The sequence below is a fragment of the Hymenobacter lapidarius genome (assembly GCF_001816145.1).
GTDB classification, from domain to species: Bacteria; Bacteroidota; Bacteroidia; order Cytophagales; family Hymenobacteraceae; genus Hymenobacter; species Hymenobacter lapidarius.
In genome coordinates this window covers 1-17896 of sequence record NZ_MDZB01000101.1, presented here as the reverse complement: position 1 = coordinate 17896, position 17896 = coordinate 1, and the positions used below count along the sequence as shown (strand labels likewise).

General features: G+C 61.4%; 18 protein-coding genes. 8 read left to right on the top strand and 10 right to left on the bottom strand.

All coding sequences use genetic code 11. The features are described from left to right. The first annotated feature begins 8 nt into the window (after positions 1 to 8). From BEN47_RS09800 to BEN47_RS09790, 3 genes are all read left to right on the top strand, one after another. A complete protein-coding gene (locus BEN47_RS09800; RefSeq protein ID WP_070727865.1) occupies positions 9 to 416 on the top strand; it encodes a 6-pyruvoyl trahydropterin synthase family protein in 408 nt (135 codons plus the stop codon). Further along, on the top strand, positions 409 to 1068 hold the full coding sequence (folE, locus tag BEN47_RS09795) for a GTP cyclohydrolase I FolE (protein WP_070727863.1): 660 nt from the start codon (positions 409 to 411) through the stop codon (positions 1066 to 1068). Before BEN47_RS09800 ends, folE begins: the two co-directional genes overlap by 8 nt. Positions 1069 to 1172: 104 nt before the next feature. Beyond that, on the top strand, positions 1173 to 2105 hold the full coding sequence (locus BEN47_RS09790) for a TIGR01777 family oxidoreductase (protein WP_070727858.1): 933 nt from the start codon (positions 1173 to 1175) through the stop codon (positions 2103 to 2105). Positions 2106 to 2268: 163 nt separating this feature from the next. Here BEN47_RS09790 and BEN47_RS09785 read toward each other — a convergent pair whose 3' ends face one another. From BEN47_RS09785 to BEN47_RS09750, 7 genes are all read right to left on the bottom strand, one after another. Beyond that, positions 2269 to 4665, bottom strand: coding sequence for a penicillin-binding protein 1A (locus BEN47_RS09785; RefSeq protein ID WP_239691558.1), 2397 nt, complete (start codon positions 4663 to 4665; stop codon positions 2269 to 2271). Positions 4666 to 4807: 142 nt separating this feature from the next. Next, complete coding sequence (locus BEN47_RS09780; RefSeq protein WP_125921603.1) at positions 4808 to 5266, bottom strand: hypothetical protein; 459 nt, start codon at positions 5264 to 5266, stop codon at positions 4808 to 4810. 667 nt (positions 5267 to 5933) lie between these two features. Continuing rightward, on the bottom strand, positions 5934 to 6311 hold the full coding sequence (locus tag BEN47_RS09770) for a hypothetical protein (protein ID WP_070727847.1): 378 nt from the start codon (positions 6309 to 6311) through the stop codon (positions 5934 to 5936). Between the two features lie 128 nt (positions 6312 to 6439). After that, entirely contained in the window at positions 6440 to 6661 is a 222-nt protein-coding gene (locus BEN47_RS09765; protein ID WP_070727844.1) for a hypothetical protein, read from the bottom strand. A 39-nt stretch (positions 6662 to 6700) separates the two neighbouring features. After that, complete coding sequence (locus tag BEN47_RS09760) at positions 6701 to 8356, bottom strand: DUF4153 domain-containing protein (RefSeq protein WP_125921602.1); 1656 nt, start codon at positions 8354 to 8356, stop codon at positions 6701 to 6703. Between the two features lie 79 nt (positions 8357 to 8435). Then, complete coding sequence (locus BEN47_RS09755) at positions 8436 to 8729, bottom strand: winged helix-turn-helix domain-containing protein (protein WP_070727837.1); 294 nt, start codon at positions 8727 to 8729, stop codon at positions 8436 to 8438. Then, on the bottom strand, positions 8726 to 9403 hold the full coding sequence (locus BEN47_RS09750; RefSeq protein WP_070727834.1) for a hypothetical protein: 678 nt from the start codon (positions 9401 to 9403) through the stop codon (positions 8726 to 8728). Before BEN47_RS09750 ends, BEN47_RS09755 begins: the two co-directional genes overlap by 4 nt. A gap of 373 nt (positions 9404 to 9776) precedes the next feature. Here BEN47_RS09750 and BEN47_RS09745 point away from each other — a divergent pair, with 373 nt between their 5' ends. The 4 genes from BEN47_RS09745 to BEN47_RS09730 all read left to right on the top strand — a co-directional run bounded on the left by BEN47_RS09745 (position 9777) and on the right by BEN47_RS09730 (position 12825). Continuing rightward, positions 9777 to 10214 (top strand): hypothetical protein, encoded by a 438-nt coding sequence (locus tag BEN47_RS09745; protein WP_125921601.1) that lies wholly within the window; start codon positions 9777 to 9779, stop codon positions 10212 to 10214. Positions 10215 to 10357: 143 nt separating this feature from the next. Then, a complete protein-coding gene (locus BEN47_RS09740; RefSeq protein ID WP_070727828.1) occupies positions 10358 to 11146 on the top strand; it encodes a hypothetical protein in 789 nt (262 codons plus the stop codon). An 87-nt stretch (positions 11147 to 11233) separates the two neighbouring features. Beyond that, complete coding sequence (locus BEN47_RS09735) at positions 11234 to 12109, top strand: UbiA family prenyltransferase (RefSeq protein WP_070727824.1); 876 nt, start codon at positions 11234 to 11236, stop codon at positions 12107 to 12109. Positions 12110 to 12192: 83 nt separating this feature from the next. Then, on the top strand, positions 12193 to 12825 hold the full coding sequence (locus tag BEN47_RS09730) for a hypothetical protein (RefSeq protein WP_070727821.1): 633 nt from the start codon (positions 12193 to 12195) through the stop codon (positions 12823 to 12825). 9 nt (positions 12826 to 12834) lie between these two features. On the opposite strand, the gene BEN47_RS09725 is transcribed toward BEN47_RS09730, so the two are convergent. The 3 genes from BEN47_RS09725 to BEN47_RS23030 all read right to left on the bottom strand — a co-directional run bounded on the left by BEN47_RS09725 (position 12835) and on the right by BEN47_RS23030 (position 15857). Beyond that, positions 12835 to 13503, bottom strand: coding sequence for a DsbA family protein (locus BEN47_RS09725; RefSeq protein WP_083322292.1), 669 nt, complete (start codon positions 13501 to 13503; stop codon positions 12835 to 12837). 153 nt (positions 13504 to 13656) lie between these two features. Then, the gene (rho, locus tag BEN47_RS09720; protein WP_438830501.1) at positions 13657 to 15276 is read right to left on the bottom strand and encodes a transcription termination factor Rho; all 1620 of its coding nucleotides are present in this window, start codon (positions 15274 to 15276) and stop codon (positions 13657 to 13659) included. Between the two features lie 155 nt (positions 15277 to 15431). Next, the gene (locus tag BEN47_RS23030) at positions 15432 to 15857 is read right to left on the bottom strand and encodes a Rho termination factor N-terminal domain-containing protein (protein WP_083322291.1); all 426 of its coding nucleotides are present in this window, start codon (positions 15855 to 15857) and stop codon (positions 15432 to 15434) included. Positions 15858 to 16304: 447 nt separating this feature from the next. Here BEN47_RS23030 and serS point away from each other — a divergent pair, with 447 nt between their 5' ends. Beyond that, a complete protein-coding gene (gene serS / locus BEN47_RS09710) occupies positions 16305 to 17624 on the top strand; it encodes a serine--tRNA ligase (RefSeq protein WP_070727806.1) in 1320 nt (439 codons plus the stop codon). Positions 17625 to 17896: the final 272 nt, after the last annotated feature.

Here is a 17896-nt window from a genome sequence, read left to right as displayed (position 1 = left end):
AGGCCCCTATGCAAGTCACTGTCTGCCGCACCGAGCACTTCAACGCCGCCCACCGCCTGCACAATCCCGCCTGGGACGCCGAGCAGAACCAACGCGTGTTCGGCAAGTGCAACAACCCCAACTACCACGGCCACAACTATAATTTGACCGTGCGCCTTACCGGTCCCGTCGACCCCGAAACCGGCTACGTATACGACATGAAGCGGCTGAGCGACCTTATAAAGGTGGAAGTTCTCAACCGCTACGACCACCACAACTTGAACCTGGACACGGAAGATTTTCGTAATTTGAATCCCACGGCCGAAAACATGGCCGTGGTAATTTGGCAGCGGCTACGCCCCCATCTGGCGGAAGCCCTTGCCCTTTCGGTCACGCTCTACGAGACGGACCGCAACTTTGTAGAATACCATGGATAACCCTTCCGGCTCAGCCCCGGCACCCGATGCGCACCTCCCCGCCGAACTGCGCACCCCCCTCCGCGACAACGCTTTCGCGGAATCTGATGAAGCCAAGATTACCGCTATCAGTGGCCATTTTGAGGCCATCATGCGCGAGTTGGGCCTTGACCTGACCGACGACAGCCTAGCTGGTACGCCGCGCCGCGTGGCCAAGATGTACGTGCAGGAGTGGTTCAAGGGCCTCGACCCGAAGAACCGACCGGAAGTGCGCATGTTTGACAACCGCTACAACTACCACCAGCTGCTGGTGGAGCGCGATATCACGTTGTTTTCGTGCTGCGAGCACCACTTTGTGCCCATCATTGGCAAGGCCCACGTGGCCTACCTGCCGGGTACCAACGTGGTGGGCCTGAGCAAGCTCAACCGGGTGGTGCAGTACTACGCCCGGCGCCCGCAGGTGCAGGAGCGCCTCACCCGCCAGATTGCCGAAGAGCTGAAGCAGAGCCTGGGCACCGACGACGTGGCCGTGCTCATCGAAGCCGACCACTTGTGCGTGATGAGCCGTGGCGTGAACGACACCAGCAGCTCCACGCTGACGAGCGAATACAGCGGGCGGTTTGCGAAGGACGAGGCGTTGCGCGGGGAATTCCTGCGGCAGATTGGAAAGTAAGCAGGTCCGTTGTACGTTCACACCCCGGAACGGCAGCCCGGCAGTTTCGACGCGCGTGCCGGAACCACCGGCGCCCTGTTCTACCTTTGCCTGCTATTAGCGCCATGACCGAAAATTCTCCCCGCAAAGTCCTCATTACCGGCGGCACCGGTCTCATCGGCTCCCGCCTGTCTGAAATTCTGATTGACAGCGGCTACGAAGTGGCGCTGCTGAGCCGCGAGCCGGCCAAAAGCAGCCATTACCGCACCTTTCGCTGGGACCCGCGCGCGGGCACCATCGACGAAGCGGCCGTGCCGTACGCGGATTACATCGTGAACCTGGCCGGCGCCAGCGTGTCGGACGGCAAGTGGACCGATGAGCGCAAGCGCGACATCATGACCAGCCGCCTCGGCGGCCTGGCCCTGTTGCACCGCGAGTTGGCCAAGTCCAACCACCACGTGAGAGCCTTTATCTCGGCCTCCGCCATTGGCGTGTACGGCGACACGGCCGATACCGTGCTCACTGAAGAAACGCCCCCCGGCCTGCCCACCCACGACTTTCTGGCCGATGTGGCCCATCAGTGGGAGCTCGCCGCCGAGCCCGTGGCGGCGCTGGGCATCCGCACGGTGGTGCCGCGCATTGGTATTGTGCTGAGCACTGAAGGCGGCGCCCTGCCCCAGATGGCGCGGCCCATGAAGCTGGGCGCCGGCGCGGCGCTGGGCAGTGGCAAGCAGTACATGTCCTGGATTCACCTCGACGACCTCTGCCGCCTGTTCATGGCGATGATAGACGACGACACTTGGCGCGGTACCTACAACGCCGTGGCGCCGGCGCCGGTCACCAACCTGCAATTCACCGAAACGCTGGCCCAGGTGCTACACCGCCGCCTGGTGTTGCCCAAGGTGCCAGCCTTCGGCCTCAAGCTCGCCCTGGGCGAGATGAGTGACATCGTGCTGGCCTCGCAGCGGGTAAGCGCCAAGAAGGTGCTGGCCCACGGCTTCGCGTTTGAGTACCCGGAGCTGCGCGGGGCGCTGAAGTCGCTGTACGCGGGCGAGTAGGGGTGTTTGGGTTGCTTGTTGTCAGTTGTTAGGCTGCTGACGAGCCCTGGTTGGCAACGAGTGGCTGACTACTTACTTTGAAACGACTGCTCAGATGTGCCACTGGCGGGCAGGTGGCAGCATAGCGCCCAATAAGCCTTTGGTTTGTGCCTCCCTGCGAATTCTAGCGGCGCGGCAGGCTGTCTGGCACCCCTCCTTCGGCGTTCATTCGCTCCAGGAGGTTGTCGGCGGCAATGGTATCTACGGCTTCGGCGCGGCGGCGCGGCTCGCTGGGTGATACGCAATTGTACTTCTTGCTGATTTTGACCGAGGGCTTGGGGAAGGGGCCTTGGGTGTAGTCCAGCTCTTTGTCCTGGTATATTTTCTCCATGAACTTGCCGAAGATGGGCAGCGCGGTGCGGCCGCCCTCGCCCTGCTGCGAGCCCGTGAAGTGCGTGCTGCGGTCTTCGCCGCCCACCCACACGCCGGTCACCAAGTCCTTGGTCATGCCCATGTACCAGCCGTCGGAGTAGTTGGAAGTGGTGCCGGTTTTGCCGCCGATTTGGTTGTTGTTGCGAAAAAGCTCGTAGTCCCACAGGGCCTGGGAGGTGCCGCCGGGCTCCTCCATGCCGCCGCGCAGCATGTAGGTCATCAGCCAAGCCGTTTCGGCGGAGATGGCGCGTTTTTGCACCGGGTCAAACTGCTTGATAACGTTGCCGTTGCGGTCTTCAATGCGCGTAACCAGCCGCGGCTCGCTGCGGAAGCCGTTGTTCATGAACGTGCTGTAGGCATTCACCATTTCAAACACGCTCACGTCGCCGCCCGAACCCAGGCCGATGCTTGGCACCGCCAGCAGGGGGCTGGTAATGCCCATTTTGTGCGCGTATTTGGCCACGTTCTCCCACCCTACTTTCTCGGTGAGCTGCGCAGTTACGGAGTTTACGGAGCGGGCCATGGCGTAGCGCAGCGTCATGTTGATGCCGGTGTATTCGCGGGTCACGTTGTCGGGCTTCCACTCCATGGGCTGGCCGTTTTCCACGTAGTTAATGGTCACCCGCTCGTCGCGCACCCGGTCGCAGGGCGAATAGCCGTTGTCGAGGGCCGTGAGGTATACGAAGGGCTTGAACGTAGAACCCGCTTGGCGCCGGCCCTGCTTCACGTGGTCGTACTGAAAAAAGCGGTAGTCGAGGCCGCCCACCCAGGCTTTGATGTGCCCCGTGTAGGGGTCCATGGTCATCATGCCGGCGCGCAGGAAGTGCTTGTAGTACGCCAGCGAATCGAGCGGCGACATGACCAGGGTGGTATCGCCGTCGTCTTTTTTCCAGGTAAACACCTTCATGGGCCGCTTGGCGTTCAGGGCCGAATCCAGACGCGCGGGCTGGTTTTTGTAGCGGTTGGCGAGGGTCTTGTAGCTCTGCGTGCGCTTCATCTGGGTGGCAATGAAGTCGGGGATTTCGTTGCCTTCGTCGTTCACCCACGGGTCCCGGCCCTTGTTGCGCCAGAAGGTGTCGAACTGGCGCTGCAGGGCCTTCATGCGCTCGTGCAAGGCCTCTTCGGCGTGGGCCTGCATGCGGGAGTCGATGGTGGTGTATATTTTCAGGCCGTCGCGGTACATGTCGTGGCCGGTACTGTCGCACCAGGCATCCACAAACTGGCTGATGGCGCTGCGGAAGTACGTGTCGGGCCCGTCGATGTGCTTTTCCACGTGGTAATCGAGCACAATGGGCGTGGCCTTAAGTGCGGCGATTTCGGCGGCCGGCAATACCTTAGACTGGCCCATGCGGTCGAGCACCACGTTGCGGCGCCGCAGGGCCGCCACCGGGTGGAAGCGCGGGTTATAGGCGGTGGGGTTGTTGAGCACACCCACCAGCATGGCGGCCTCTTGGGGCTTGAGGCTGTCGGGCGAGGTATTGAAGAAAGTTTTGGCGGCTACTTTAATGCCGAAGGCGCTGGAGCCGTACTCCACCGTGTTGAGGTACATCCGCAGAATTTCCTCTTTGGTGTAGCGCTGCTCCAGGTCCACGGCCGTGAGCCATTCCTTGGTTTTGGCCACAATGGTGCTCACCACCGGGATGTAGCCCAGGGCCCCGCGGCTTTGCTGCCGCCGAATTTTATAGAGGTTTTTAGCCAGCTGCTGGGTGATGGTGGAGCCCCCGCGCTTCTCACCCCGCAAAGAAGAATAGAAGCCGCCCAGCACGGCCGTGAGGTCGATGCCGGAATGCTCGTAGTAGCGCACATCTTCCGTGGCAACGAGGGCTTTGATAAGCAAGGGAGACATTTTACTCAGCGGCACCGGCGAGCGGTTTTCGCGGAAGTATTTGCCAATCAGCACGCCATCCGACGTGTACAACTCGGAGGCGCGCTCCACTTTGGGGTTTTCCAAGTCGGCCAGGCTGGGCGATTTGCCAAAGAGAAACATGAAGTTGGTGCTCACCAAAACGGGGTACACCAGGAACAGAATCACCACCAAGCCAAACAGGACCCAAGCCCAGCTGGTGACCCGCAACGGCCAGCGGCGGCGCGAAGCAGTGGATTTTGGGCCGGTAGAAGCGGAAGCAGCAGGTGGTTTGAGGTTGGCCATGCGGGGCAACTGGTGGAAGACAGGACCGGCACCCAACCGGGTACGGCCCCGCTGCGAGGAACGGCAAATATACCAGCCGCCTGCGCCGCAAGGTCAGTAGTTTTTCCTGCGCTGGTAAAATTGCCGGGGCCCGGGGAATCCTTTAGTGGCGCTGCCGGGCGGCCAGCAGGGCCTGGTGGTGCACGTTGCGCCGGGCCTTGGCCTGGCGGCGCTGCCAGCGCCACCCCAACTCGCCCAGGGCCAGCAGAATAAAAGCCAAGCCCAGGAAATAGCTCCAGTGCAGCAACCGTACCTGGCTGCGCGTGGGCGAGTCCAGCTCCTGAAACAACAGTAGCCCCCACAGCTCATCGAGCAGGGTAAACGCCCACACGGTCGTGGCAAATACCCGCCCGGCCCGGCCCAGGGCCAGATGCCAGTGCAGCAGGTAGAGCACCACCCCCGGCAGCGCCGACAGCAGCACCAGGGGCGCTTCTTTCACCAGCGGCAGGCCCAGAAATATAATGCTCAGCGTCTCCTTCAGCACCTGCGCGCCGGCCAATGCCCGGCCAAGGCGCGAGAGCTTCGGAACAGCTGGCAGCGGGTGCACGTGAGAAGTGGGCATAAGGCGGATGCTGTTAGGAGTGAGCCAATTAGCCGCCAATATACTACTTTGTGGCTAGTAGCGCGTATCATCATACGGGTGCGCTGACAGTACCAGGTCAGCAGTACAATGAGCAGGCCTTTTACGGAATCCAGCAACAGGTTGTCGGGTTTGCCAAAGGTGTAGTAGATGCCGATGCCAATACCTATCCACCATAGGCCCAGCACGTAGCACCACGTGGCGTAACTGGGCCGCCGCTGCCATACCTGCCCAAAAGCCACCAAGGCCGCCAGCGACACAAATAGCAATAGCCACCCGACGATGTATGTGAGGAACTTCGTCTCCGGCCCGTACTTCACCCCAAATTGCGTGAGGGTGAAAGCCGGCGCGAAAAAGGCCCCTCCCGTTAGCGCCAATTCTACGACCAGGGCGATGAAGAGGACCAGTAAGAGCAGGGTTCGGGGCATGGCGAGCAGGCAAAAAGTTAACCGCAAAGGCCCTTTTTGACCAGGCTAGGCAGAACGGGCCGCCAAGCTAAACAATAATCCTGAATAAGCATTTATTGTTACCTGCGATGCGTCACATTTCATGCATTACTCCGCACTGTTTTACAGCGGCTTGCGTTGGCATCAGCTTCCTTTAACCCTACTTAGTTGAAAGCGTATCTGCTGCATTCAGGCGTGGCTAACTACACCCTCACGTTGGCAAGGCCCACGTCCAGCATTTCGGTAATGAGCACAAGGGCGGACACGAAACCCAGTATGCCAATGATGACGCACCCGGCCATTGCGGGTACCACCGCCATGCGCAACAACAGCCGGGCCCACCCCGGACCATCATAGCCCGTTGACCACGCCTGCAACACCACAACCAACTGGCAGCAGCCAGCCAGCACGGCTCCAAGCGTAGCCAGTAGGAGGACGGGCCCCGCACTCGGGGTATTGGGCCATATTTCCGCTAGAAGCACCAGATTTGCCGCGGCCAGTGCCCCAAATCCGGCTGTGAGCCACAGCCGCGGCGGCACCCGCGGCCACTCCGGCAGCAGGCGCGTCAAAGCGTTACGCATGAGCTAATTGCTGAAATAAGTTATCAGTCACTCGTTGCCAGTTGTCAGCATGCTCACAAACCTTTAGCTGACAAGCAACTGACAACCCTTTCATTTTTGAATGGCTGAAAGAAATCGACCCGAACAAGCTACTGCTCCGACCACAGCAGCATGATTTGCACAAACGCCAGCAGCAGCAGCGCCACCAGCACTACCGCCAGAGGCAGCACCGTGCGCAACAGCCGGTGGCGGCGGGCATCGGGCGAGGGCGCGCGCTCCTGCCACGTGAGCAGCACGCCGAGGATGGCCACGTCGCCGGCACAGAAAAGTAGGCCCAGAAACGTGAGCAGAAGTTGGGGAAGTCCGGTCATGGCAGTTTGAAAATTGAGTTTAGAAGCAAGAAATCAGCACTATTGCGCCCGCAGGGCCTGGGCAGTGCGCCAATCGGTATAGGTGCGGCTCTGCCAGCTGGAGTGGGCCTGGTAGCGGCTTCGCCAGGTGGCCACGGCGGCGTCGAGCCGGCGCTGGGCTTCGGGCGCCGAGATGCTTTCGGTGCCGCCGTATTCGCCTTCGGACGTTAGGTTGGGGGCCGCGTCGATGAGCGCCCGCCGGGCCACCAGCGTGGGCAGTACGCGGCCGGGCATGTCGAGCAGAAAGCCGATGTCGATGCTGCGGAAGCGGGCCTGCAGGTTATAGCTGGCAATCCAGACTTCCCAGTTGCCGGCGGCCAGCAGGAGCAGCGCGGCATACACCGCCAGGAAATTCATTCGAATAAGGCTGTAGGCCGAGCGGCGCTGCCAGATTTTGAGTAGCACCGTGCCCAGTCCAAAAAACACCAGCAGCAGAAAGAAACATACCCCAATACGCTTGTAGGCCAAGCCGCTATGCTGGATGTAGTAGTAATTGCGCAGCCCCACCGACACGGCCAGCACCGCGTTTTGCAGCACCCACACCGTGGCGCCCCAGCGCAGCCACGGCAGGCCGGGCGCGTAGAAGTTGAGGTTGCGCCGGAAAAACCACAGCACAATGCCCATGGCCAGTAGAATGCTGAAAATGAGGACGTAAGTGCCCTCATGCACAAACTGGGTGAGGTCGAACCCCGGCTTGGGCACGAACCCAAACCACAGCCAGTTGATGTCGATGGCATTCACGACCAGCAGCAGGGCATTCACGAGGGCAAAAAGGGCCACTGCCGCTACCCATTCCTTGCGCAGGTCGAGGGCCCGCCGGGCGTTGGGCTGGAAATTGGGCCGACGCACGGTAAACGACGCCACCCGGTCGCGCTGCCGCCGGACAAACTCCCCGAAACGTGATTCGTGGTCGGCGTAGAAATACACCGGCACCATCACCACTGCCCCCGCCGTAACCAGAAAACCCAGCGTGAGGAACACTACGTGCACCAGCGACATTTCCGGCAGCAGCCACAGCAGGAACTCGCCCAGCGCGTCCATCACCCGGCCAAAGTAGGCCATGTACCGGGGGTTGGCGGCCATAAACAGCAGGTGAAAGGCCCCCAGCACCAGCAGCGGCACCAGCAGCATGCGGCCGTAAAACCAGCCACGGCGCACGCCATCCCCGGCATTGCGCGGCGCCCGCAGCCCCAGCAGCACCCGCGGCCCCGCCTGCACCCCGCTGCCCAAGGCCGTGAGCAGGGCATACAGCCCCAGTCGCAGGTGCGGCTGATTGACGTAGCCCAGCAGCATGAGCACCGAGGCCCCGCACGCCAGCGCCGCCACGCCCGAGCCGTACACGGCCATCATGCCGCCGCTCAACAAGCTGCCGCCCACCATCAGCCAGAAATAGCCCGAGCGCCGCACTGCGGCCACTTTGGGCAGCAGCACCAGCTGCGCCGCCACCACAAAAACAGTGAACACGAACACATTCAGCCCCACGCCCTGCAGGCAGAACAGCCAGTCGAAGAGCAGCGCACCCAGCAGCAGGAGCAGCTTTTGGGCCAGGGAAAGCGGCGCGGCGGCGGGGCGCGAAGTGGCGCGTGCTACCGGCGATACCGGCCGGGGGACCGGACCAGCCGGCCAAGACGCGGAAGGTTGCGTGTAATCATTCATGAGCTTGTTGTATTTAAAAGAACTTTGTAATTCAAAGTTTAAAATCAAAAAAAAGATACCTGTATTTGTCGCCTGGTTTTTACGGGCGCAAAAGTTTTTCCAAAGTGGCCAGATGCTGCTGAAAGGCAGTTTTGCCTGCCTCGGTGGCCGAGTAGGTCGTGTTCGGTTTCTTGCCGATGAATTGCTTGCTCACCAGCACGTACTCGGCCTTTTCGAGGGCGGCCACGTGGCTGGCCAGATTGCCGTCGGTGAGGTCGAGCACTTCTTTCAGGTCGTTGAAGCTCACCGAGTCGTTGGCCATCAGCACGGCCATGACGCCCAAGCGCACGCGGTGGTCGAAGGCCTTGTTGAGGGTGTGAATGAGGTGCTTCACCGGGCCACTGCGGAGTTAGGCGCCGCGCCGGCCGTGCCCGGCCGCTCGTAGCGGTTGTACATCACCAGGCCGTAGCCAATGTGGCCCAGGCCGAAACCCAGCGCGAAAAACAGCAGGCCCCAACCCGGCAGCAGCATGCACAGCAAGCCCAGCCCCATTTGCATCAGCCCCAGCCAGCGGATTTCCTCCAGCGTGTATTTGCTGGCGTTGAGCAGCGCCAGTCCATAGAACACCAGCAGGCCGGGCACCACCATGGCCGCATCGCCGCCCAAAAACAGGCGCAGGCAAAACAGCCCGCCCGTGACCAGTGGCACGGCCAGCGCCAGCGCCAGCCGCCGCGCCGGACCGCTCCACAGCTGCTGCCCGTCGTGCCTGGTGCGGCGCTGGGTGAAGAAAAACGCCACCAGCAGCGCCACGCCTATCATCACGGCCGTGAGCAGCAGCAGAAACGGCAGCGCCGCCTGCCGCTCCCGCGCCGAGCCCTGCATCAGCTGCAGGTAGCCGTCGGAGTAATGGCTTTTCAAATAGAAATGACCTACTGCGGCCCCGGCCAGGGCCACCACGCCCGCCCCTACCCCGCTTAGGCCGGACAACGACAAAAAGCGCGAGCTACGCTCCATAATGGCGCGAATCTCGGTGAGTTGGGCAAGCGGGTCGGCGTGGGCGGGCTTCATAACCATAGAAGTACTTTGTACTGCAAAGTTAGATGCAATAGGGGATTGCCAATGCTCTCCGGAAATTTTTTTCAAAATAATTGCTCCCAAAAGCGGAATGAATTTCTAACAGCTGGATAAATACCTCTCAACTTTATTTTATAAATAACTTAATATCAAACCATTAACCTATTCAGGCGCCTGTGGTTCCGGCCTTAGCTCCCCGCTCCCCGATTCCCAATAATATAATTTATCTGATTACAAAAACCAGACAAATGAAGTGGTTCGTAAATTATTCGCCGGTTGAAACTAGACGTTCATCCTTCATTCTGGCACGTTCACAGAATTCATCAGCTTATCGCATTTTCTTTTCTTGCCTGTCCTTTTTTGCATTATGCCATTCACTTACCTTTCTACTCCTGCTACTGGCCAGTCCGCTTTGGTCCGTACCCTCTGGATATGGCTGCTCAGCAACCTGGGAGGCACTGCCCTGCTGGCGCTGGACTTCAGCTTTAAATACCCGACTGACCTGGCGGTGCCCTTGGTAGTAGGCCTGATGGTGGCCTTGCTTTCCCTGGCTTGCGTGCCCCTGGCTTGGCCTTTTTTTGCGATGTCCCGTCATGCCTGCACTGAACTGCGCTGCCGCCTGCTGGCCCTGGCGGGGGTGCTGGTGGTGTTTGGAGTTGCCCACATGGCGCTGCTGCATTGGTTGCCCATTGGCCCGCCTAGCAGCTTGTTGAGCTTTTCGCGGCCTTACCTGGGCGCGGCCGTATTGGCAGTTGCCTGGCTGTATCGGCCCCGCCAAAAGACTTCAAAAGTTGTGTACGCCTAGCTAATGCAAGCCGTTGGTGCGCGATAAGGCTAGCGCTGCGGCCTTGGTACGGTGGCGACCATTGCGCCAAATAAGCGGCCACAGTCGGGCTATTTAATAGAGCTTTTTTGGCTGCTTCCGTCCCATTTGCGTATTCTTGGGCCATGCGCCTCCGCTTACGCCTGTTTGAGTTTGAAGACTTGCCGTGGTTTCCAACGGTTATTCGGGCTGGGATGATGGACTACCTGCGGTTCATGATTTCGGCGCTGGGCACTTATCGGCCCATTGCGCCCTTGCTGGCCGAGGGCCTGCGCCGCACCAGCCAGACCACCGTGCTGGAGTTGGGTGCCGGCGCCGGGGGCGGCACCGAAACCGTGTGGCGCGCACTGGAAGCGCAGGGAATGAGCGGCATACGCATTACCCTCACCGACCTGTACCCCCAGCCCGCCGCCTGGGCCGATATTGCCGAGCGCACCCAAGGCCGCATCGGGCACGAATCCGCCTCAGTTAATGCGCTGGCTGTGCCTTCTCATCTGCCAGGTTTCCGCACCATTTTTTCGGCCTTTCACCACTTCCCACCCGAAGCCGCCGAAGCGTTGCTGCGTGACGCCGTGCGGGCCGGCACGGGCATCGGCGTATTTGAGGGCGCCGGAAAGCACTGGCTGGAACTGCTGCTGGCCTGCACGGTGCTGCCCGTGGCGCAGCTGCTGCTCACGCCGTTTTTCCGGCCATTCCGGCTAAGCCGGCTGGTGTTTACCTACCTCTTGCCTATCATTCCGCTCTGCACCATCTGGGACGGTTCGGTGTCGCTACTCCGTATGTATTCGACGCATGAGTTGCTGAACCTGGCTCATTCGGCCGACCCGGCTGGGCTGTTTGAGTGGCAAGCGGGCAAAAAGCACCACTGGTGGGGCCCGCAAGTCACCTACCTCATCGGCTGGCCCAAGAAGTAGCGAGTAGCGCGAAGCCGTGCTTTGCGTTCCCGCGCCGTTCGGGTATCGTTCAGGGCCGCGAAGCACGGCTTCGCGCTACTTTCGTGCATGTCTCTTGCTGCTTACCGACGGGCGCTGCCGCTGCTGCGCATTCCCTTTTCTATTTACCTGATGCCCGTATTCTGGTTTGGCTTAAGTGCCCTGCGCGGGCCGTGGAACGGCGGGCGGGCGGCGGGCGTGTTTGTGGTGCTGCACCTGCTGGCCTACCCCGCCTCGAATGGCTACAATTCCTTTTACGACAAGGACGAGGGCAGCATTGGTGGCCTCAAGGCGCCGCCCAAGGTGACGCCGGAGCTGCTACACTTGGTGTGGCTCTTCGATGCACTGGCTGTGGCCGGGGCGGCGCTCATTTCGCTGCCCTTTGCGGGGCTGGTGGTGGTGTATCTGCTGGTTTCGAAGGCGTATAGCTACGAGGGAATCCGGCTGAAAAAGTACCCGCTGCTGAGCACGCTGGTGGTGGTGGTATTCCAGGGTGCCTTTACTTTTCTGATGACGCAAATAGGTGCGGGAGCCACGGAAAACCAGCTTTTTGAAAAAACCAACCTGCTGCTGGCGCTGGTGAGCACGCTGTTTTTGTGCGGATCCTACCCGCTCACGCAGGTGTACCAGCACGAGGAAGACGCCCGGCGCGGCGACCGCACCCTGAGTTTGCGGTTAGGCATTCGGGGTACGTTTGTGTTTGCGGCAGTGGGGCTGCTGGCGGGCGCGGCGGCGCTGGGGCTGGCCTATTGGCTGCGCCAGGAAATCCGGCCGCTGCTCCTGTTTCTGGTGGCTACGGGGCCGGTGGTGGTGCTATTCAGCCGCTGGGTCTGGCTGGTGTGGCACGATGAGAAAGCCGCCAATTTTGAGCACACCATGCGCATGAACCAGGTTTCGTCGCTGTGCCTGAGTGCGGCCTTTATTGCCATGCTGCTCTGGCGCTAGAGCGGCCCGGCCCTAAAAAAACACCTCCAATCCATCGCGGCTGCGTAGAAATAGGTGTTTTATCTTTCCTTCTAACTGACCTCATGCGTTATTCCTGGTTTGCCCTGTTACCGCTGCTGCTGGCGGCTTGCAACTCCACTCCTTCGGCCGTGCAGGAAGGCACCGACTCCGCCGCGGCCGGCCAGCCAGCCCGGGATTCCGCGGCCCTGCCCCCGCCCGATACCTCCGGCACCAAAGCCGTCTCGGCCCTGCGCGACACCCTGCGCACGGTGCGCGAGCGGCGCAATTTCAGCAGCCCGCAGGGGCCACCCGATACGTTCCAGCTGGTATTCCGGGGGCCGTCAATGCTGGAAGGCACCGGCGAATTCACCATTACCAACGCCGAGGGTCAAGTCATATTCCGGGAAATGCTCACCGAGCCCGACCTCGAAGCCACACTGGTCTATGAGATGACAACGCCCACCGCCACCCGCGCCCAGCGCGCGGCTTACGTACGGCGGCGCATCGACCGGTTCTTTCAGCCTTCGCAATTCCACGCCCCCGCCATCGCCGCCACATCTGTTTTCCCAACCGAAATCGAGAATCTGGACCGCGCCGCCTGGAACGACCTGAAGCAGCGGCCCGATGCCATTCGATTCGACTATTTGAAAGGCAAGGAAGACCGGCAGCAGATTGCGTGGTCGCCACTCAAAAAACAGGTTATCCGGGTGCGGTAAAGCGGCTAGCTACTGCGCGCCGTTCTCCCGCAACAGCTGCTCCAGGCCCTGCTGCACCAACTCGTAGGGCTGGTAGCCGAGGGCCAGCACGTAGCCCTGCTCGCCCAGCCGCACCACGCTCGTCGGGAAGCCCTGCACCCCAATGCGGGCCACGGCGGCAAATTCCTGCTGCGTCGCCCGAGCCGTTTCTAGGGCCGCAAACCGGCGGTGAAACTCCGTTGCATCAACGCCGAATGGCGCGAGCAGCGCGTTGTAGGTAGTAGGGTCGTTCAAATCCATTCCGTCCCGAAACAGGGCCAGTTGCACAGCCTGCGCAAAGGCCACGGCGCGGGCGGGGTTCTGCGTAATCTGGCGAAAGGCGACAATGGCCCGGCTAGGCGGCTCCGAGTCGTACACGTAAGTCCCTTCCTCGGCTAGGGCGATGAATGCGGCACCTATTTCCACGCCCGTGGCCTTTTTCACATCAGCCAACTCCTTTTTGAGGTCGTGCCACGTTTCTGCGATGGGCGCGGTCTGAGCGCCGGTCAGCATCCCGCCGCATAGCACTGAGACGTCGAGCCGGCCGGCGAAATCGGCCTGTACGCGGCTGATAACGGGGCTCATGCCGTAGCACCAGCCGCAAAGCGGGTCATGAATATAAAGCAGTTCGGGCTGGGAAACGGGTGCAACAGGAGCCATTGGGTAGTATGATAGGGGCTCAAATTTAGCGGGGTTTCCTTGTTGGCATAAGGGCGTAGAGACGCAACATATTGCATCTCTACGCCCTTATAAAGCACAAAAGAGCCCGCTGCATGATTGCAACGGGCTTTTCGCTTGTGAAACAGACCAGAATTAGCCGTTCATGGAGATGAGGAATTCCTCGTTGTCCTTGGTGCCTTTGATGCGGTCCTTGAGGAATTCCATGGCCTCGGTGGCCGTCATGTCCGACATAAACTTGCGGAGTACCCACACGCGGCTCAGCTCGTCCTTGCTCATGAGCAGGTCTTCGCGGCGGGTGCCGGAAGCCGGGATGTCGATGGCCGGGAACACGCGCTTGTTGGCCAGCTTGCGGTCCAGCTGCAGTTCCATGTTGCCGGTGCCTTTGAATTCCTCGAAAATAACCTCGTCCATCTTGGAGCCGGTTTCGATAAGCGCGGTGGCGATGATGGTGAGCGAGCCGCCGCCTTCCACGTTGCGGGCCGCACCGAAGAAGCGCTTGGGCTTTTGCAGGGCGCCCGCGTCGATACCACCCGAAAGGATGCGCGAGGAGCTGGGCTGCACCGTGTTGTAAGCCCGGGCCAGGCGGGTGATGGAGTCGAGCAGAATCACCACGTCGTGGCCGCACTCCACGAGGCGGCGCGCCTTGTCCAGGGCCATTTCGGCGATTTTCACATGGCGGTCGGCCGTTTCGTCGAAGGTCGAGCTGAGCACTTCGGCCTTCACGGTGCGGGCCATGTCGGTCACTTCCTCGGGGCGTTCGTCGATGAGCAGAATCATCAGGTACACCTCGGGGTGGTTTTCCGAAATGGCGTTGGCCACCTCCTGCAGCAGCACGGTTTTACCGGTTTTGGGCTGGGCCACAATCAGGCCGCGCTGGCCCTTGCCGATGGGGGCAAACAAATCAAGCACGCGGGTGCTGATTTGGCTGGACTTGGTGCTCAGCTTCATGCGCTGGTCCGCAAAAAGCGGGGTGAGGTGGCTGAATGGCACCCGGTCGCGGACTTCCTCCACAGTGCGGCCGTTCATGCTGTCCACGCCCACCAGGGCAAAGTATTTTTCGCCTTCGCGGGGCGGACGAATGGTGCAAATCACCGTATCGCCGGGCTTCATGGCATACTGCTTCACCTGCTGCGGCGACACGTAAATGTCGTCGGGCGAGGAGAGGTAGTTATAATAGGGCGAACGCAGGAAGCCATAGCCGCCGTCGGGCATCAGTTCGAACGTGCCACCGCCGGGCACCACCAAGTCCAGGTCCTGGCGGGCGGGGCGCTGGGGCTCGCGCTGTTGCTGGGGTTCGCGCGGCTCGCGCTGGGGCTGGTCGGTGCGGGGGGTGCCGTCGGGGTTGAGGGCGCGCTGTTGGCGCTGCAGGTCGCGCTGGGCGTAGCGCTCCTCGCGGGTCAGGTTGCGATTATTGTCGCGGTCCTGGCGGGGTTCCTGGCCGTTGCGGGGTTGGTCGTTGCGCGGCTCACGCGGCTGGTCGTTGCGGGGTTCGCGCGGCTGGTCGCTGCGCGGCTCGCGGTTTTCGCGGGGCTGGTCGTTGCGGGGGAAGCGCTGCTCGCGGCCGTCACGCGGCTCGCGGTTGTCGCGCTCGAAGCGGTCGGCGCGGTTTTCGCGGCGGTCGCCAAAGCCACTGCCGCCAGCTTCGCGACGGTTGTCGCGGCTGCCATCACGGCCATCGGCGCCATTCTCCAAGGGCGCGTTAGCGGCTTCTGCAGCGGCCGCAACTTCGGCGGCGGCCTTTTCGGCGGCCATCTCGGCGGCGCGCTGCTCCGTGATGGGGCGGCCTGCACGGTCTACCCGCTCGCGGCGCTCCCGGCGCTCGGGGCGGGCGGCGTTGGCGTCCTGCTCGGTGCCGTTAATCTGTTGCTCGGCGCTGGGGCCGGCGTCATCGTTGACTTGCGGCTCTGCTACGGGCACGAGCTCGTTGGCCAGGGAGGCACCGGTAGCTTCAGAAGCAGGCACCAGGGCCAAGCCTTCGATGGGGTCCAGGATTTCAACGTTGGCGGCGGGCTGAGTTTCGCGGCGGGGCTCGCGTGGGGCACGGTCGGCTTTGGCAGCCGGCGGAGCCACGTCCGAAAACGGCTGCTCGGCAGTGCTGGGGCCGGGCGGCGGGCTTTGGCGGCGCGCGGCGGGGCAGCCACAGGGGCTTCGGCAGCCGGAGCGGCCACAGGAGCAGCCTGGTCGGCGGAACCCGGAATGACGGCTTGTTGGTCGAGGATTTTGTAAATCAAATCCTGCTTGCTGAGCCGTTTGAAGTTGCCGACATTCATCTGCTCGGCAATTTCTTTGAGGTCGGACAGCAGCCGGTCCTTCAACTCGTTAATGGTGTGCATAAAGGAAATAAGGGGAGAAACATCGGCGTGAATCGAGGGGCTGGCGGCCCTGGGGGCCCGCGTGGGGCTCAACAAACCAGCTATGGCACGAAAGCGGACAGGCCGCGATAAAGCATTGGCAGGAAACGCGGGCTATTATAAGAATAGCAGCGCGCGGCGCGCAATGGGATAAGCAAGAAAATGAGGTGCGAAAGGGGCCGCGGGGGGAGTTCAGCAAATGACGGGCCGGAAGCAGGCGCCAAGGCCTGCGGTTCCAGCCACGGCGGCCGGTTGCTAACGCAATGTTAGCGCATTACGGGCAAACCGCCAAATCGGATGCCGGTCGGTGAGGGTTTAACAGGTGGGGCCGCAAAATAAGTTGCGGCCCGCGGCAGGGCCCACAGCAGCAGCCCTGTGGTTCCACCCGGTTTTACTTCCGACATTTGCCCCCGTTCCACTTCGACCCCCATGCTGCAAATTTCCGTTCTCCGCGACCAGACCGAGCTGGTGCTGGCTGGCCTCGCCAAAAAACACTACGCCACCGGCCCCGCCGATGTGGCCGCCATCCTGGACCTGGACCAGCGCCGCCGCTCGCTTCAAACCAGCCACGACCAAGCAAAAACTGAAGGTAATGAAATGGCTAGGCTCATTGGCCCTCTGCTCAAAAAGCAGAATTCTGCTGCTATTCCCGCTTTAGATGGCTCTTTGAGCCCTATGGAGGGAATCAGCTTAGCATCTTACCAACGTCAAGCTACTGAAGCCAAAGAAAGAGTTAAAACTGCTCTTTTAGATTTAGCCCAAGTTGAGAAGGAGCAGCAGCAATTGCTTTACAAGCTACCCAACCTGCCCCACGCCAGCGTGCCCCAGGGCCGCGCTGCCCAGGACAATGAGGTGGTGCGCGAGCACGGCACTAAGCCCACGCTAGGCCCCGACGCACAGCCGCACTGGGAGTTGATTAAAAAGTACGACATCATCGATTTTGAGCTGGGCAACAAAATCACGGGCGCGGGCTTTCCGGTGTACAAAAACCAGGGCGCCCGGCTGCAGCGGGCCCTCATCAACTTCTTTCTGGACGAGGCCCGCAACGCTGGCTACACCGAAATTCAGCCTCCGATTCTGGTGAACGAGGCCAGCGGCTACGGCACCGGTCAGCTGCCCGACAAGGAGGGCCAGATGTACCACGACGCCAAGGACGACCTCTACCTCATTCCCACGGCCGAGGTGCCGCTGACCAATATTTACCGCGACGAAATCATTGCCCCGGACAAGCTGCCCGTGCGCATGGCCGGCCACACGCCCTGCTTCCGCCGCGAGGCCGGCTCCTGGGGCGCCGATGTGCGCGGCCTCAACCGCCTGCACCAGTTCGACAAGGTAGAAATTGTGCAAATCACGGAGCCCGACCAGAGCTACGGCGCCCTGGAAGCCATGCTGGCCCACGTAGAAGGCCTGTTGCAGCAGCTCAACCTTCCCTACCGCGTGTTGCGGCTGTGTGGCGGCGACATGGGTTTCACCGCTGCCCTCACCTACGACCTGGAGGTGTGGAGCGCCGCCCAGGGCCGCTGGCTGGAAGTGAGCTCGGTGTCGAACTTTGAAACCTACCAGGCCAACCGCCTCAAGTGCCGCTACCGCGCCGATGGTGGCAAAACCCAACTCCTGCACACGCTCAACGGCTCGGCCCTGGCCCTGCCCCGCATCGTGGCCGCCCTGCTGGAAAACAACCAGACCAGCACGGGCATCGACCTACCGCAGGTGCTACACAGCTACTGCGGCTTCGAGCGGATTGGGTAAAATGGTTTTTAGTTGCTGGTTGTCAGTTGTTAAAATCGGAGTTGGCAACCAGCAACTAATAATAACGCCAAGTGCAGACATTAAAAAGGCGGCCCCAACTGTGGTTGGGGCCGCCTTTTTGCTGCCGCTAGCCGGGGCAGTTAAATTAAGATTTGGGAGCGGTGTAGGGGAATTTTTTGGAAGCATTGCGCATCAGCGCGTCCACGATGGTTTCGGGCGAACTGAAAACCGAACCGGCGGCCAGGTAGTCGTACTTCCAGAGCAAAGTACCG

Coding starts and splice junctions, on each gene's coding strand:
- rho (WP_438830501.1), bottom strand. CDS start 15,276: ATGGCCGCCGAAAAGGCCGCCGCCGAAGTTGCGGCCGCTGCAGAAGCC.
- BEN47_RS09800 (WP_070727865.1), top strand. CDS start 9: ATGCAAGTCACTGTCTGCCGCACCGAGCACTTCAACGCCGCCCACCGC.
- BEN47_RS23030 (WP_083322291.1), bottom strand. CDS start 15,857: ATGCACACCATTAACGAGTTGAAGGACCGGCTGCTGTCCGACCTCAAA.
- BEN47_RS09725 (WP_083322292.1), bottom strand. CDS start 13,503: ATGGCTCCTGTTGCACCCGTTTCCCAGCCCGAACTGCTTTATATTCAT.
- BEN47_RS09745 (WP_125921601.1), top strand. CDS start 9,777: ATGCCATTCACTTACCTTTCTACTCCTGCTACTGGCCAGTCCGCTTTG.
- BEN47_RS09750 (WP_070727834.1), bottom strand. CDS start 9,403: ATGAAGCCCGCCCACGCCGACCCGCTTGCCCAACTCACCGAGATTCGC.
- BEN47_RS09780 (WP_125921603.1), bottom strand. CDS start 5,266: ATGCCCACTTCTCACGTGCACCCGCTGCCAGCTGTTCCGAAGCTCTCG.
- BEN47_RS09765 (WP_070727844.1), bottom strand. CDS start 6,661: ATGACCGGACTTCCCCAACTTCTGCTCACGTTTCTGGGCCTACTTTTC.
- serS (WP_070727806.1), top strand. CDS start 16,305: ATGCTGCAAATTTCCGTTCTCCGCGACCAGACCGAGCTGGTGCTGGCT.
- folE (WP_070727863.1), top strand. CDS start 409: ATGGATAACCCTTCCGGCTCAGCCCCGGCACCCGATGCGCACCTCCCC.
- BEN47_RS09735 (WP_070727824.1), top strand. CDS start 11,234: ATGTCTCTTGCTGCTTACCGACGGGCGCTGCCGCTGCTGCGCATTCCC.
- BEN47_RS09785 (WP_239691558.1), bottom strand. CDS start 4,665: ATGGCCAACCTCAAACCACCTGCTGCTTCCGCTTCTACCGGCCCAAAA.
- BEN47_RS09790 (WP_070727858.1), top strand. CDS start 1,173: ATGACCGAAAATTCTCCCCGCAAAGTCCTCATTACCGGCGGCACCGGT.
- BEN47_RS09760 (WP_125921602.1), bottom strand. CDS start 8,356: ATGAATGATTACACGCAACCTTCCGCGTCTTGGCCGGCTGGTCCGGTC.
- BEN47_RS09730 (WP_070727821.1), top strand. CDS start 12,193: ATGCGTTATTCCTGGTTTGCCCTGTTACCGCTGCTGCTGGCGGCTTGC.
- BEN47_RS09770 (WP_070727847.1), bottom strand. CDS start 6,311: ATGCGTAACGCTTTGACGCGCCTGCTGCCGGAGTGGCCGCGGGTGCCG.
- BEN47_RS09740 (WP_070727828.1), top strand. CDS start 10,358: ATGCGCCTCCGCTTACGCCTGTTTGAGTTTGAAGACTTGCCGTGGTTT.